We start from the raw sequence: 13,323 nt of genomic DNA on the forward strand, positions 1-13,323 counted from the left end.
TAGGGCGATATGCCTGATTCGTCCGGGTGCGTGTCGCTTTGCGCACCCGGACGGGAGGCGGTCTACGCGGGCCAGGCGTCCGCGAGCATCGCCCGTGTGTCGGCGAGGAGTTGAGGCAGCACCTTGGTGTGGCCGACCACCGGCATGAAGTTGGTGTCGCCACCCCAGCGCGGTACGACGTGCTGGTGGAGGTGGGCCGCGATCCCGGCGCCGGCGACGGTGCCCTGGTTCATCCCGATGTTGAAGCCGTGTGCCCCGGAGGCCGTACGCAGCGCGGACATCGCCTGCTTCGTCAGCTCGGCGAGCTCCGCGGTCTCCGGGCCGGTCAGCTCGGTGTAGTCGGCGACGTGCCGGAAAGGCACGACCATGAGGTGCCCGCCGTTGTACGGGTACAGATTCAGCACCGCGTAGACCTGCTCGCCGCGCGCGACCACGAGGCCGTCCTCGTCCGACTTCGCGGGAATCGAACAGAACGGGCAGCCGTCGCCGGCCCCCGGGCCGGTCGGCTTGTTCTCCCCCTGGATGTAGGCCATCCGGTGGGGCGTCCACAGGCGCTGGAAGGCGTCCTGTGTCCCGACTCCGATCTGCTGCTCCGGCTCGCTTGTCATACGGGCCAGCATATGACTTCGCCTGTTCGAGGCGTGTCGTTGGGGCGGACGTCGCAGCCCGCGGCACGATGCTGGGCGGGTGGACAACGAAGAGCGGCTCCGCAAGTGGGAACAGCGGGCCGAGCCCTACCTTTTCCTCGCCTCGCTCCTCTTCCTCACCTCCTACGCGGTGCGTGTCCTGATGCCGCACCTCTCCCCCGGCTGGCACGACCTGTGGGAGATCGTCACCGTCGTGAGCTGGGGCGTCTTCGTCGCGGAATATCTCGCGCGGCTGATCTTCAGCGACAACCGGCGGCACTTCGTGCGCACCCGCTGGCTGGACCTGATCGTGACCGTACTGCCGCTGCTGCGCCCGCTACGCATGGTTGACCTGCACGAACGTCTCCAGCGGCGCAGGAGGCGGCCGCGGCTCCCCCTGGAGGCGCGGGTGATGACGTACTCCGGGCTCTCCGCACTGCTGCTGGGCTTCGCCGCCAGCCTGGCCGTACTGCACGACGAGCGCGACGCCCCCGGAGCGAACATCCGGACCTTCGGCGACTCCGTGTGGTGGGCCTGCTCCGCGCTGACGACGACCGGCTACGGCGACTCCACGCCCGTCACCCTGCGGGGGCGGGTGATCGCCACCGGGCTGATGTGCGTGGGAGTCGCCCTGGTCGGGGCGGTGGTGGGCTCGTTCTCCTCCTGGCTGATGCGCCGCTTCCGGCAGGAGGGCGAAAGCTGACCGGGCCCCGGCGAGCGGGGTGCGCTCGCCGGGGCCCGGCCCGGTGCTGGGAGAACCGCCGTCACACCTGGGCGCGGCGCTCCACGACGTCCAGGAGCTCGGCGATCGCCTCGTCGAGCGGAATGCCGTTCTTCTGCGAACCGTCGCGGTAACGGAAGGAGACCGCGTTGTTGGCGAGGTCCTCGTCACCGGCGATGACCATGAACGGCACCTTGCTCTTCTGCGCGTTCCTGATCTTCTTCTGCATCCGGTCCGAGGAGGCGTCCACCTCGACCCGCAGGCCCTTGGCCTTCGCCGCGGCGGCGAAGTCCTGGAGGTACGACACATGCGCGTCGCCGATCGGGATGCCGACCGCCTGGACGGGCGCGAGCCACGCCGGGAACGCGCCCGCGTAGTGCTCCAGCAGCACCGCGAAGAACCGCTCGATGGAGCCGAACAGCGCGCGGTGGATCATGACGGGCTGCTGCTTGGAGCCGTCCGCCGCGGTGTATTCCAGGCCGAACCGCTTCGGCTGCTGGAAGTCGACCTGGATCGTCGACATCTGCCAGGACCGGCCGATCGCGTCCTTGGCCTGCACCGAGATCTTCGGTCCGTAGTAGGCGGCGCCGCCCGGGTCCGGGACGAGCGGGAGGCCCTGCTTCTCGGCCGCCTGGCGCAGCGCGTCGGTGGCCTCCTCCCACTCGGCTTCCTCACCGATGAACTTCGGGGAGTCGTCACGGGTGGACAGCTCCAGCTCGAAGTCGGTCAGGCCGTAGTCGCGCAGCAGGTCCAGGACGAAGGTGAGCAGGGAGTCCAGCTCACTCGCCATCTGCTCCTTGGTGCAGTAGATGTGCGAGTCGTCCTGTGTGAAGCCACGGGCACGGGTCAGACCGTGCACGACGCCGGACTTCTCATAGCGGTAGACCGTGCCGAACTCGAAGAGCCGCAGCGGCAGTTCGCGGTAGGAGCGGCCGCGCGCCTTGAAGATGAGGTTGTGCATGGGGCAGTTCATCGCCTTGAGGCGGTAGTTCTGCCCGTCGAACTCCAGCGGCGGGAACATCGCCTCCCCGTAGTTCGGCAGGTGCCCCGAGGTGACGAAGAGCTCTTCCTTCGAGATGTGCGGGGTGTTGACGAACTCGTAGTCCGCGTCCTCGTGCCGCCTGCGCGAGTAGGTCTCCATCTCCCGGCGGACGATGCCGCCCTTGGGGTGGAAGACCGCGAGACCGGAGCCCAGCTCCTCCGGGATGGAGAACAGGTCCAGCTCGGAGCCGAGCTTGCGGTGGTCGCGCTTCTCGGCCTCGGCCAGGAACTCGACATACGCCTTCAGCTCGTCCTTGGTCGGCCAGGCGGTGCCGTAGATGCGCTGGAGCTGCTTGTTCTTCTCGCTGCCCCGCCAGTACGCCGCGGCCGAGCGCATGAGCTTGAAGGCCGGGATGTTCCGGGTGGTGGGAAGGTGCGGACCGCGGCAGAGGTCCTTCCAGCACAGCTCGCCGGTCTTGGCGTCGAGGTTGTCGTAGATGGTCAGCTCGCCGGCGCCGACCTCGGCGGACGCGCCCTCGGCGGCCTCGGCGGCCGAGCCCTTGAGGCCGATGAGCTCCAGCTTGTACGGCTCGTCGGCGAGCTCCTCGCGGGCGTCGTCGTCGGTGGTGACCCGGCGCGCGAACTTCTGCCCGCGCTTCTGGATCTCCTGCATCTTCTTCTCGATGCGCTTGAGGTCGTCCGGGTGGAAGGGCTTCTCGACGTCGAAGTCGTAGTAGAAGCCGTCCTTGATGGGCGGCCCGATGCCGAGCTTCGCGTCCGGGAACAGCTCCTGCACGGCCTGGGCCATCACATGCGCGGTGGAGTGCCGCAGGATGTTCAGGCCGTCCTCGGAGGTGATCTCGACGGGCTCGACCACCTCGCCGTCGGTGATCTCGTAGGCGAGGTCCTTCAGCTCCCCGGCCACCCGAGCGGCGACGACACTGCGCTCACCCTGGAAGAGCTCGGCGGCCGTAGTCCCCGTGGTCACCACGCGTTCTTCCCGCTCGGAATCGCGTTGGACGGTCACACGGACGTCTGACACCGGTCTCTCCAAACTCATGTCTCTTGCACGTCAGCGATTGCTGCGCAGCCGAATCGTACCGAGCCACCCGACCCCACCGCGAAACGGTTTGCCCAGGGCCCCGTTCAGTCGCCGGACAGCGGCCCGCCGCACGCCTCCTCGAAGAAGTCCAGATTCTCCTGGAGCGACTTCATCAGCCGGTCCCGCTGGGCGTCGTCGACCTGGACGGGCGTGACCTCGCAGCCGCCGGTGAGGCGCCGGAAACCGCCCCGGCTCTCCAGCCGCCCGGTCACCCGGACCGGCAGCCCCACCAGGTGTGCGTGCGCGGCGATCCGGTAGTCCTCCTCTCCCAGGGCGACCCGCACCTGCACCACATCCGCCCCGGCGAGCACCCGCAGCCGCACCGTTCCCGGCCCGCCCGGCCGCTCCCTGCGCAGCCGGACGACCGCGCCGGTCAGCCGCACCGGCAACGACGGCTCACCGCGCACATAGCGCCGGGCGGCCTGCTGGAGGGCCGGCAGGTCGCCGGGGGAGAACTCCACCGGCTCGGGGCGGGCCGCGCCGCCGGCCGGGGCGCCGGCAGCGGGCGACCACTCCACCGTGATCCGCACCCCCTCGGCGTCCCGTACCAGCGCGATCAGCGCCTGGGCCAGCTCGTAGCAGACGCCCAGCTCCACCGCCGCGTCGAAAGCCTCCATGCCGCCGGTGGCCCGCTGGTAGTCGGTCGCGTCACGCGCCGCGTGCAACGCCCGCTGCAATCCGGAGACGGCCGTACGCCCGGCCCGCACGGGGACGAACGCGGTCATCCGACGCCCGGCCGACGCCGGTCCCACCAGCACCGCGGCCATGAACTTCTCGGCCTGCCTTTTGTGCCGTGCCCCGTAGAAGCCGGCCCGGGAGCAGGTGCCCAGGGCCCCGGCGATCAGCGTCGAGCGCGCGGCGCCGCGCAGCTGCTCCTGAGCGAGCCACGCCGCGGCCCCCGCGCCGTCGTCCGGGATCTCGCGCTCCCATCGCACCTCGTCGCTGGGCACGGCCAGCCCCACCAGCACCTCCCCGGCGGAGGGCACCGCGCTCTGCGCGAGGGCCGCCAGCGCCTCGGCCAGCAGCTCCGCGCTGTCGGGGAAGCGGCGATCGTGGGGCACCAGCAGGCTGGTGCCGCCCCCTCCGCCTGGCGGCGTCCACCGGGCGTAGTGCCCGGCGGCCCCGCCCCTGCGGCGCCAGCCGTGCCGGGCCAGCAGCGCGCTGAGCACGGCAGGGTCGAGCTGCGCGGGGTCCAGCAGCCTCGCGTCGTATTCATCGGTCGGCCGGTACATCAGGGTCTCCCTCCCGCCCCGACCCGCGTCATGATGTCGCAGAGCGCACGGTCGTCGAAGATCCGCGTGGTCGGGATCCGCACGGTGGTCCTGCGTCGGCCGGTCACCGGGTGGCCGGCCAGGTTGGTCCAGTAGCAGCAGTGCCGCAGTTCGAGGTGGTCGTGGCCGGCCCGCAGCCAGTCCTCCTGAGCCCGCGGCACCAGCATCACCACCAGGATCTTGTGGACCGCCACGGGCGTACGGGCCAGCTTCACCAAGTGATCGTTGTCGAGCGTGAAGGCGAACGTGGGCCCCGGCGGGCGCGGAGCCGTCTGGTAGGTGCACTTGAGCTGCACCTTGATGGTGACCTCGTCGTCGATGGTGTGGCCGGCCGCGCCATGGCTGACGTGCCAGTCGATTCCGTTGTCCGGGAAGGGCTGCGACAGCGAGCACCCTGAGGCGGCGGCGATCGCGTGCAGATAGCCCACCTGGAGAGTCTCCATGCAGGCCGTGGTGGCGAGTCCGCCGCGCCGCGGGGTGATCCGCTGAGGCAGCAGCCCGCCCGGTTCGGGCTGCGCGAGCGTCATCGCTCCAATACCTTCCGGGCTGTGCCGATCGAAACATGTGGATGACGGGGAGACAGCCGCCCGCGCGGGAAAGGAGATCCAGCGTGCCCTCGGCTGCGCCCGGTGACGCCCCAGGGCGCCACCGCCGGACCGCGCGGATCGCGTCGGCCCGTCCCTGTGGTTTTCTCCGCGTCAAGTGCTTCGCAAACAAAGGCGGTTCGACCACCCGGCCACTCGGGTATCACCAGCTCGGGTGACGTACACCGTCACCCGCCGCACGAGCGCGAGGAGTTGGGATGATGCCGTGCTGGTATGACGGTCCGCTTGCTTCCTTCGACACCGAGACGACGGGTATCGACGTCGAGCGGGACCGGGTCGTCTCCGCGGCCCTGGTGGTCCAGGAGACCCCCCGCTCCGCGCCGCGGATCACCCGCTGGCTGATCAATCCGGGCGTGGAGATACCGGAGGCCGCGACGGCGATACACGGCCTGACCGGTGACCACCTCGCCCTGCACGGCCGGTGGCCGGCACCGGCGTTGGAGGAGATCGCCCGGGCCCTGGCCGCCCAGTCGGTGGCCGGCCGGCCGCTCGTCGTGATGAACGCCCCGTTCGACCTCACCCTGCTGGACCGCGAGTTGAAACGGCACCGCGCCACACCCTTCGACGCCTACCTCGGCGGCCGCTCACTCTGCGTCCTGGACCCGCGGGTCCTCGACAAGCACCTCGACCGCTACCGCAAAGGCCGCCGTACCCTGACCGACCTGTGCGCGCACTACGAGGTCGAGCTGACCGGCGCCCACGAGGCGGCGGCCGACGCCCTCGCCGCGCTGCGCGTCGTCCGGGAACTGGGGCACCGTTTCGCCGACCGCCTGGAAGGGCTGCAACCCCGCGAGCTGCACACCCGGCAAGCGGTCTGGTACGCCGCGCAGGCCCGCGGGCTGCAGGCGTGGTTCGACCGCAGCGGCACCCCCGAGGCGGTCGATCCCCATTGGCCGCTGCGTCCCGAACTCCCCGCCGCTGCCTGAAAGCGCCTCAGAAATTCCGGCATTCACCGGCGACGGTTTCCACGGTGTCCGCCGGAAAACGGTTCCATGGCAGATCTCCGGCCGATCTCAACGAAAAGAACCGGGCCACCATTTGGCGGCCCGGTTCTTGATCCCGGTGGGCGATACTGGGTTCGAACCAGTGACCTCTTCGGTGTGAACGAAGCGCTCTCCCACTGAGCTAATCGCCCGGGTGTCGGCGGGGTTTCCCCGCGAACGACCTGAACAATACAGGTCGCGGCGGGCTTTCATCAAATTCCTGTGCCGCATCGGTCCGGGCGGCCCCGCCGGACCTCCCGGCGGCCGTCACCCACGCGCCAGCCAGCTCGCCAACCCGCGCCGGCCGGCCCGCATCATCAAGGCGTGATTGAGGCGGAACAGCGGCCGCCCCAGGGGCGCGAGCCTCCTGAGGAGCGGCTTGCAGACCTCGACCTCCTGCTCGTAGACCGCCCGCGTCCCGCCCTTGCCGGGCCTTATCGTCCAGCGTGCCCAGCCCGCCAGGTCCCCGCGCATCGCGATCTTCAGCACGCCTGTCCCGGGGTCCCTCACGTCCTCACTCGCGACGATCGTCAGGTCGTACGGAATCAGTGACCGGATACGGACTTCCGCGCTGTGCTCGTCGATCGATGTCACCTCGCGCACCTGCGGCCACCACCGGGGATACGCCTCGACACGTTCGAGCACGGCGTAGACGACGCCGGGCGGGGCATCGAGCAGCCATACGCTGCGGAAGGAGTGGCGATGCAGGCGGCCTGACCAGTCGGACATGATCCCAGTGTGCGCGACAGCGATGAGCGCGCGCTCAACAACCACGACGGCCCGGAGACTTGATGTCTCCGAGCCGTCGGCCGGGTGGGCGATACTGGGTTCGAACCAGTGACCTCTTCGGTGTGAACGAAGCGCTCTCCCACTGAGCTAATCGCCCGGCGCATCGCCAACATTACCCCACGTGGGCAGGGGCCCCCGACCATTTGTGGATCACTCGGAGACGTTCCACGGCATCGCGAAACCGAACTTCCACACATACACCGCGAGCGCCACCGCGATGATCACCAGGCCGATGGTGGTCAGAATGATGTTGCGCCGCCGCACCTTCGGGTCGAGCGCTTTCTGCGCCGCCTCGGTGACCTTCACCTTCGTCCAGCGCAGCACCAACTGGGCCCAGACGAATTCCGTCGCCCAGATCGCCATACCGCCGAAGATCACCAGCCAGCCGGGGCCCGGCAGCGGCAGCATGATCACTCCGGCCACCACGACCGCGAGGCCGACCACGAAGACTCCGACCTGCCAGCTCAGGTGCAGCGGCCGGGAGCTCTTGATGAAGCGCGGCGCCCGCGATCCGAGCGGGCGCTCACTCGTCGCGGAGCTCCCCTCGTCGGCTTCCGGCCCCCCGTTACTCTGCGTATTCATAAGGCCAACTTACCGGACGAGATCCGTCCACCGGAATTACCGCCGAGGACGATCCTGCAATCCGCCGTAAGAGGTACCTGAAGCCACCCAAAACCGTCAGAGGGGTTTACAACGGCACCGTAGGTGGCATGTCGATTTCGCCGACGTGCGAATCCCCGAGCGCACACTGAGCGAAAGGCCCTGGCGCTTATGAACACCACGGTCAGCTGCGAGCTGCACCTGCGCCTCGTTGTGTCGAGCGAGTCCTCACTGCCTGTACCCGCGGGCCTGCGGTATGACACGGCCGATCCCTACGCCGTGCATGCCACCTTCCACACCGGAGCCGAGGAGACCGTCGAGTGGGTTTTCGCCCGCGACCTCCTCGCCGAGGGCCTGCACCGGCCCACGGGCACCGGAGACGTCCGCGTATGGCCGTCCCGGAGCCACGGTCAGGGCGTGGTCTGCATCGCCCTGAGCTCCCCGGAAGGCGAAGCCCTTCTCGAGGCGCCCGCACGGGCCCTCGAATCGTTCCTCAAGAGGACCGACGCCGCCGTGCCACCCGGTACGGAACACCGGCACTTCGATCTCGACACGGAGCTCTCCCACATCCTCGCGGAGAGCTGAGACGCACCACAGCCATCCACCGCACCCAACCGCTCACGACTTGCGACCGTCCGACTCGGGGCGACGGCGCAGGACCGACAAGTTCATACGGCACACTTCGGCGCCGCCGCCGCGGACCCACCGCGGAGGCGGCGCCGAGGCTTGTTCGAAGCGCTAGAGTCGGCGACCATTCGGCAACGAACACCGGGGTCGGCACCCGTCGGGCCCCATCCGGCCAGGGAGCGAACCGTGATGATCACCCATGACACCCGGTGCGCGCTCGACGCGGTCGTCGATCTGCTCAACACCGCCCCGGAGGGCGAAGCGCCCGGGGCTCCGGACAGCCTCACCGACCTCGCCGCTCTCCAGGAGTTCGTGCAGCGCAACGACGTCAGCGACGTGGGCGCCCTCGGCGAGGGCGATCTGGCGGCGGTGCGGGACGTCCGCGCACGGTTCGCCCAGGTCTTCGCGGCGGACGACGACCGGACCGCGGCCGAGCTGCTGAACTTCCTGGTCGCCTCGGCCGGCACCACGCCGCGGCTGACCGATCACGACAACTACGACTGGCATGTCCACTACTTCGCGCCGGGCGCCTCGGTCGCCGAGCACCTGGGAGCGGACGGCGGGATGGCGCTGGCGTTCCTCGTGGTCGCCGGGGAGCGCGAGCGGCTGCGGCACTGCGAGGCGCCGGACTGCCGGCATGCCTTCGTCGACCTCTCGCGCAACCGCTCCCGGCGCTACTGCGACAGCCGCACCTGCGGCAACCGGCTGCACGTCGCCGCCTACCGGGCCCGGCGGCGGGAGGCCGCGGGCTGAGCGGCCTCCCGTCCACCCGGCAGCGGGCAGGCGGCCTCACAGGACGTACAGGTCGTGTACGGCGCCGAGAAGGAGCAGAAAGCCGATAACGCCGAGGAAAAGCATCAGCGGCGGCTGGGACAGCGCGAAAAGACAGCCGCGCGGTTCGGGGGCCGGGGCGTCGTCCCGGGCCAGGGCGCACTCATCGTTCATCTCGCGCGCATCATGGCGCAGATGATCGTCCCGAGGCGCCCAATAAGCCCCTCAGCAGCGGTAGTTCATCAGATCCCGTGCTTTTTCAGGATCGCTTCGATGTCCGAGAAGTCATCCTTGGGCGCAGCGCCCTTGCCCCGCTCCTGCGGCTTCGCGGCCGGCGATGCGACTTCGCGGCCGGCCCCCAGGGACGGTGCCGAGGCGGCCGGCGCCACGGCATCGGGCCGGGAAGCCTGCGCCGCCTTGCGCTCCTTGCGGCTGCCGAGGCCGCCCCTGCGGCGCTCCACGGCCCTGGCGAGCAGGAACAGCACGGCCGAGATCGCGAGGACGCCGAAGCCCGCCCAGACCGTCGGCTTGAAGACGAGGTCGGTGACCCAGTCGATGACGCCGGTCATCACCAGACCGATGGGGATGAGGGAGAAGGCGGCGATGCGGGTCGCGGTCAGGAACCGCTTGCGGTACGCGGTCAGCGCGGCGATGCCCAGGCCCGCCGCCGACACCGCGGCACACACGGTCGAGGTCAGCATCCGGTCCTCCTGCCGATGGATGAGCGAGCGGGCAATCCGCTCCTGCCATCCATCCTGCCCTCTCCGGTGCTCCGGCGACCACGTTCCGGCCCGCCCTCAGGGACATTTCCGGGTTCACTCCTCCCCCGGTCCCGTTTCGGGAGGCGGACCCCGGGCTGGAAGACTGGCCTCATGAACGATGCCACCAGCTCCGACCCCGCCCGCCCCGCCCGCCCCGTCCTGGACGTGTGGTGCGAGCTGCAGTGCCCGGACTGCCATGCCGCCCTGGAGGACCTGCGTGCGGTGCGCGAGCGCTACGGCGACCGGCTGGAGATCCGGCTGCGGCACTTCCCGCTGGAGAAGCACAAGCACGCCTACGTCGCCGCCCAGGCCGCCGAGGAAGCCATCGAGCAGGGCCAGGGGTGGCCGTTCATCGAGGCGGTGCTGGCCCGCACCGGCGAGCTCGGCAGCCGCGGCGAGAGGCTGCTGCTGGAGGTGGCCGCGGAGCTGGGAATCGACGCGGAGGAGATGGACACCGCGCTGATCGACGGCCGGCATCTGCTGATCGTCGACGCCGACCAGGCCGAGGGCAAGGCGATCGGCGTGAGCGGCACCCCGACGTATGTGATCGACGGCGAGCGGCTGGACGGCGGCAAGAGTCAGGAGGGGCTGCGCGCCCGGATCGAGGAGATCGCCGACCGGCTGCTACCCGAGCAGAGCTGACGCCGGGCTCCCTGTTGGAGCGTGCGCGGACCTATGGGAGGGCCACCGGCCCTCCCGCTCACAGCAGCGGCTTCCACAGCAGGTAGGCGGTGGGCCCGTAGCCCAGTGAGTCGTACAGGCCCCGTGCCGGGGCGTTGTCGGCGTAGACGTTGAGGCCCAGGGACGTGCGGCCGGCGGAGAGACTCTCGCGCTCGGCGACCAGCATCAGGGTGCGCCCGTGGCCCCGGCCCCGGTGGGCGGCGGCGACCTGCACATCGACGACGTAGCCGCCGGGCTGCTCCGCCATCCGCAGGGCGACCCAGAGGGTGCCGACCCGCACTCCGTCATGGGTGAGGACGCGCAACGCCTGGTCGGGCGTCCCCACGCCGTCCGGCAGAAGCGCGCGGTGCCCGGCCGCGGACGTCTCGCCGGCGCGCTCGGGAGCCATGCCCTGGCCGATCTGCGTGCGGACGTGCAGGGCGAGCGCCGCGTCCCGCCAAGCCGGGTACTCCTCTTCGCTCAGCGGACGGGCAACGCTGCCCACCGGGAGGGAGGGCGGCTCGATGAGGGGCTTGGCCAGGGTGCGGCTGCGTTCGGTGTAGCCGAGGGCGGTGGCGAGCCGCATGGCGGCCCCGGTCTCCGCCGGGACGGTCAGTTCGATCTGCCGGCAGCCCCAGCCGCGCAGCACCTCCTCGGCGGCGAGCGCGGCGACCGTGGCCCGGCCGCGCCGCCGGTCGGGGGCTTCGATCCGAAGGGCCTCGATCCGGCCCGCCGTGGGGCCGAACCGAGGGTCCGTACTCAGCCGGATACCGCCCGCCCGGCGGCTGTTGACGCAGACGTCGTAGACACGGGCACGGCCCCCGTCGTCACGTCGTTCTTCCGGTCCCGCGGGCCGCAGCGTTGTGGTCACGGAGTCTTTCTACCCGCCGCCCCGCCCCCGGGCACGTCCTCACCGAGGATCGAAGTTCGCCGCCGCGTGCTCGTCGAAGATCCGCATGGCCTCGGCCGTCACCGGGCCGGGCGCGTCGGCCAGTTGGCGCCCGTCGATCCGGGTCACCGCCTGGACGTCGCGCAGCGTGGAGGTCAGGAAGATCTCCTCGGCCCGCTCCAGTACGTCCAGGGGCAGATCGGTCTCCTTGGCGCCCGCCCAGGAGACCGTCAGGGCCCGGGTGATGCCCGCCAGGCAGCCGGAGGCCAGCGGCGGGGTGTGCAGTTCACCGTCGAGGACGACGAAGACGTTGGAGCCGGTGCCTTCGCAGAGCGCGCCGACGGTGTTGGCGAACAGCGCCTCGGAAGCGTCCTGTTCGCGGGCGCGGGCGAGCGCGACGACGTTCTCCCCGTAGGAGGTCGACTTCAGCCCGGCGAGCGCACCGCGCTCGTTGCGCGTCCAGGGCACCGTGACGGCCGCCGTGGTGTCGGGCCGGCGGTGGGTCCCGGACAGCGCGATCACCAGCGTCGTGCCCAGGTCGCCGCGGTCCGAGCCGAGCGGTGAGACACCGCCGGTGTAGGTGATCCGCAGCCGTCCGAGCGCCATCGGGTTGGCTTCCAGGACGGCCGCACAGCCGCGCCGCACCTCGTCGAGGTCGGGATCGGGCAGTCCGAGCCCCCGGGCGGAGGTCGTCAGACGCTCCAGATGGCGGGTGAGGGCGAAGGCACGCCCCTCCTCGGCCTTGAGGGTCTCGAAGACTCCGTCGCCGACCGTCAGGCCGTGGTCGAAGACCGAGACACGGGCGCCGTCGGCGTCCCTCAGTCCTCCGTCGAGCCAGATCTTCATCGTCGCTCTCCTCCACTCGCGGCGTGCAGTCCCGACGCTACCGCCAGCAGCCTGCTCGCCTTCAACTCGGTCTCCGCCCACTCGCGGTCGGGATCGGAGTCCCAGATGATGCCCGCCCCCGCGCCGAAGCGGAGCACCGGACCCGCGGGAGCGGCGCGGTCGATCCAGAACGTACGGATCCCGACGGCCAGCTCGCCGGTGCGGCGGTCGGCGTCGACCCAGCCGATGCCGCCGCAGTACGGGCCCCGGGGCACGGTCTCCAGCTCGTCGATGATGCGCAGGGCGCTGGACTTGGGGGCGCCGGTGACGGACCCGGGCGGAAAGGTGGCGCCGAGCAGGTCCGCCCAGGCCGTCTTCTCGTGCGCCTCGGCCAGCTCGCCGCGCACGGTGGACACGAGGTGGACGAGGCCGGGGTGGGGCTCGACCGCGCAGAGTGCCGGGACGGTCACCGTGCCGCTCGCGCAGACCCGGCCAAGATCGTTGCGGACGAGGTCCACGATCATCACGTTCTCCGCCCGGTCCTTCTCGGAAAGGTCATCGGCGGTCCTGCCGGTGCCCTTGATGGGGCCGGACTCGACGCTGCGGCCGGCCCGGCGCAGATACAGCTCGGGGGAGGCGGTGGCCACCTCCACGCCATGGGCGGGCAGCCGGACCGTGCCGGCGTACGGGGCGGGGTTGCCGAGGGCGAGTACCGCGGAGAGCGCGTCCACGTCGGCGCGGGCGGGGTCGGGCAACGGCGCGGTCAGCACGCGGCAGAGGTTCACCTGATAGACCTCGCCGGCCGCTATGTAGTCACGGATCCGCCGTACGCCCTCTGTATAGGCGCCTCGGTCCAGGGAGCTGCGCCAATCGGCGGGCGACGGTCCGCTCCAGCCGCCGGGCGCGGGGGCGTCCGCGGCGGTGGCGGGGCGGACGTCCGCGAAGCGCGCGCAGACCACCGCACCCTCGAAGTCGGCGATCACCGCCCACCAGCCGGTGGAGTCCAGGGCCGCGGGATCGCTGGTGACATCGCGCAGGTCGGTGGCTATCAGACCCCCGAAGCGCGCCATGGGAGGGAAGTCGTGCACGTCAGTGAGTCTATGGCGGCCGGC

16 protein-coding genes and 2 tRNA genes are annotated in these 13,323 nt (G+C 70.8%); 5 read left to right on the forward strand and 13 right to left on the reverse strand.

The window, feature by feature from the left end; translation table 11 throughout:
- Positions 1-62: 62 nt before the first annotated feature.
- A complete protein-coding gene (locus tag ACH4FH_RS21625) occupies positions 63-620 on the reverse strand; it encodes an HIT family protein (RefSeq protein ID WP_398557498.1) in 558 nt (185 codons plus the stop codon).
- A 67-nt stretch (positions 621-687) separates the two neighbouring features.
- Here ACH4FH_RS21625 and ACH4FH_RS21630 point away from each other — a divergent pair, with 67 nt between their 5' ends.
- Positions 688-1,329 (forward strand): potassium channel family protein, encoded by a 642-nt coding sequence (locus ACH4FH_RS21630; RefSeq protein ID WP_398557499.1) that lies wholly within the window; start codon positions 688-690, stop codon positions 1,327-1,329.
- A 61-nt stretch (positions 1,330-1,390) separates the two neighbouring features.
- Here the strand turns inward: ACH4FH_RS21630 and thrS are convergent, their stop codons facing one another.
- From thrS to ACH4FH_RS21645, 3 genes are all read right to left on the reverse strand, one after another.
- Entirely contained in the window at positions 1,391-3,370 is a 1,980-nt protein-coding gene (gene thrS, locus ACH4FH_RS21635) for a threonine--tRNA ligase (RefSeq protein WP_398557500.1), read from the reverse strand.
- Between the two features lie 104 nt (positions 3,371-3,474).
- Positions 3,475-4,662, reverse strand: a complete 1,188-nt coding sequence (locus tag ACH4FH_RS21640; RefSeq protein ID WP_398557501.1) for a hypothetical protein — start codon at positions 4,660-4,662, stop codon at positions 3,475-3,477.
- Entirely contained in the window at positions 4,662-5,228 is a 567-nt protein-coding gene (locus tag ACH4FH_RS21645; protein WP_398557502.1) for a DUF4365 domain-containing protein, read from the reverse strand. Before ACH4FH_RS21645 ends, ACH4FH_RS21640 begins: the two co-directional genes overlap by 1 nt.
- 278 nt (positions 5,229-5,506) lie before the next feature.
- Here ACH4FH_RS21645 and ACH4FH_RS21650 point away from each other — a divergent pair, with 278 nt between their 5' ends.
- On the forward strand, positions 5,507-6,232 hold the full coding sequence (locus tag ACH4FH_RS21650; protein WP_398557503.1) for an exonuclease domain-containing protein: 726 nt from the start codon (positions 5,507-5,509) through the stop codon (positions 6,230-6,232).
- Positions 6,233-6,369: 137 nt separating this feature from the next.
- Here ACH4FH_RS21650 and ACH4FH_RS21655 read toward each other — a convergent pair.
- From ACH4FH_RS21655 to ACH4FH_RS21670, 4 genes are all read right to left on the reverse strand, one after another.
- Positions 6,370-6,441, reverse strand: a tRNA-Val gene (locus tag ACH4FH_RS21655).
- Between the two features lie 115 nt (positions 6,442-6,556).
- Entirely contained in the window at positions 6,557-7,018 is a 462-nt protein-coding gene (locus ACH4FH_RS21660) for an SRPBCC family protein (protein ID WP_398557504.1), read from the reverse strand.
- Between the two features lie 85 nt (positions 7,019-7,103).
- Positions 7,104-7,175 (reverse strand) — tRNA-Val (locus ACH4FH_RS21665).
- A 53-nt stretch (positions 7,176-7,228) separates the two neighbouring features.
- Positions 7,229-7,660, reverse strand: a complete 432-nt coding sequence (locus ACH4FH_RS21670) for a TIGR02611 family protein (protein WP_398557505.1) — start codon at positions 7,658-7,660, stop codon at positions 7,229-7,231.
- 189 nt (positions 7,661-7,849) lie between these two features.
- On the opposite strand from ACH4FH_RS21670, the gene ACH4FH_RS21675 reads away from it, so the two are divergent.
- Both ACH4FH_RS21675 and ACH4FH_RS21680 read left to right on the forward strand, forming a co-directional pair.
- Positions 7,850-8,263, forward strand: a complete 414-nt coding sequence (locus tag ACH4FH_RS21675) for an SsgA family sporulation/cell division regulator (protein WP_003959770.1) — start codon at positions 7,850-7,852, stop codon at positions 8,261-8,263.
- 228 nt (positions 8,264-8,491) lie between these two features.
- Positions 8,492-9,058 (forward strand): CGNR zinc finger domain-containing protein, encoded by a 567-nt coding sequence (locus tag ACH4FH_RS21680; protein WP_398557506.1) that lies wholly within the window; start codon positions 8,492-8,494, stop codon positions 9,056-9,058.
- 36 nt (positions 9,059-9,094) lie between these two features.
- Here ACH4FH_RS21680 and ACH4FH_RS21685 read toward each other — a convergent pair whose 3' ends face one another.
- Positions 9,095-9,250: a hypothetical protein gene (locus ACH4FH_RS21685; RefSeq protein WP_393894253.1), complete on the reverse strand. Its 156-nt coding sequence runs from the start codon at positions 9,248-9,250 to the stop codon at positions 9,095-9,097.
- A 68-nt stretch (positions 9,251-9,318) separates the two neighbouring features.
- Entirely contained in the window at positions 9,319-9,777 is a 459-nt protein-coding gene (locus ACH4FH_RS21690; RefSeq protein ID WP_398557507.1) for a hypothetical protein, read from the reverse strand.
- A gap of 171 nt (positions 9,778-9,948) precedes the next feature.
- On the opposite strand from ACH4FH_RS21690, the gene ACH4FH_RS21695 reads away from it, so the two are divergent.
- Positions 9,949-10,479, forward strand: coding sequence for a DsbA family protein (locus ACH4FH_RS21695; protein WP_398557508.1), 531 nt, complete (start codon positions 9,949-9,951; stop codon positions 10,477-10,479).
- 58 nt (positions 10,480-10,537) lie between these two features.
- On the opposite strand, the gene ACH4FH_RS21700 is transcribed toward ACH4FH_RS21695, so the two are convergent.
- The 3 genes from ACH4FH_RS21700 to ACH4FH_RS21710 are packed head-to-tail and all read right to left on the reverse strand — an operon-like array spanning position 10,538 to position 13,299.
- Positions 10,538-11,368: a GNAT family N-acetyltransferase gene (locus tag ACH4FH_RS21700; RefSeq protein ID WP_398557509.1), complete on the reverse strand. Its 831-nt coding sequence runs from the start codon at positions 11,366-11,368 to the stop codon at positions 10,538-10,540.
- Between the two features lie 39 nt (positions 11,369-11,407).
- Complete coding sequence (locus tag ACH4FH_RS21705; protein ID WP_398557510.1) at positions 11,408-12,232, reverse strand: aminotransferase class IV; 825 nt, start codon at positions 12,230-12,232, stop codon at positions 11,408-11,410.
- Positions 12,229-13,299 carry a chorismate-binding protein gene (locus ACH4FH_RS21710; RefSeq protein ID WP_398557511.1) on the reverse strand — a complete coding sequence of 357 codons (1,071 nt, stop codon included), beginning with the start codon at positions 13,297-13,299 and terminating at the stop codon, positions 12,229-12,231. Before ACH4FH_RS21710 ends, ACH4FH_RS21705 begins: the two co-directional genes overlap by 4 nt.
- Between the last annotated feature and the right edge of the window lie 24 nt (positions 13,300-13,323).

This window comes from Streptomyces sp. NPDC017993 (assembly GCF_044328065.1).
Taxonomy (GTDB): Bacteria; Actinomycetota; Actinomycetes; order Streptomycetales; family Streptomycetaceae; genus Streptomyces.

Coding starts and splice junctions, on each gene's coding strand:
- ACH4FH_RS21685 (WP_393894253.1), bottom strand. CDS start 9,250: ATGAACGATGAGTGCGCCCTGGCCCGGGACGACGCCCCGGCCCCCGAA.
- ACH4FH_RS21695 (WP_398557508.1), top strand. CDS start 9,949: ATGAACGATGCCACCAGCTCCGACCCCGCCCGCCCCGCCCGCCCCGTC.
- ACH4FH_RS21625 (WP_398557498.1), bottom strand. CDS start 620: ATGCTGGCCCGTATGACAAGCGAGCCGGAGCAGCAGATCGGAGTCGGG.
- ACH4FH_RS21650 (WP_398557503.1), top strand. CDS start 5,507: ATGCCGTGCTGGTATGACGGTCCGCTTGCTTCCTTCGACACCGAGACG.
- ACH4FH_RS21690 (WP_398557507.1), bottom strand. CDS start 9,777: ATGCTGACCTCGACCGTGTGTGCCGCGGTGTCGGCGGCGGGCCTGGGC.
- ACH4FH_RS21660 (WP_398557504.1), bottom strand. CDS start 7,018: ATGTCCGACTGGTCAGGCCGCCTGCATCGCCACTCCTTCCGCAGCGTA.
- ACH4FH_RS21705 (WP_398557510.1), bottom strand. CDS start 12,232: ATGAAGATCTGGCTCGACGGAGGACTGAGGGACGCCGACGGCGCCCGT.
- ACH4FH_RS21675 (WP_003959770.1), top strand. CDS start 7,850: ATGAACACCACGGTCAGCTGCGAGCTGCACCTGCGCCTCGTTGTGTCG.
- ACH4FH_RS21640 (WP_398557501.1), bottom strand. CDS start 4,662: ATGTACCGGCCGACCGATGAATACGACGCGAGGCTGCTGGACCCCGCG.
- ACH4FH_RS21670 (WP_398557505.1), bottom strand. CDS start 7,660: ATGAATACGCAGAGTAACGGGGGGCCGGAAGCCGACGAGGGGAGCTCC.
- ACH4FH_RS21645 (WP_398557502.1), bottom strand. CDS start 5,228: ATGACGCTCGCGCAGCCCGAACCGGGCGGGCTGCTGCCTCAGCGGATC.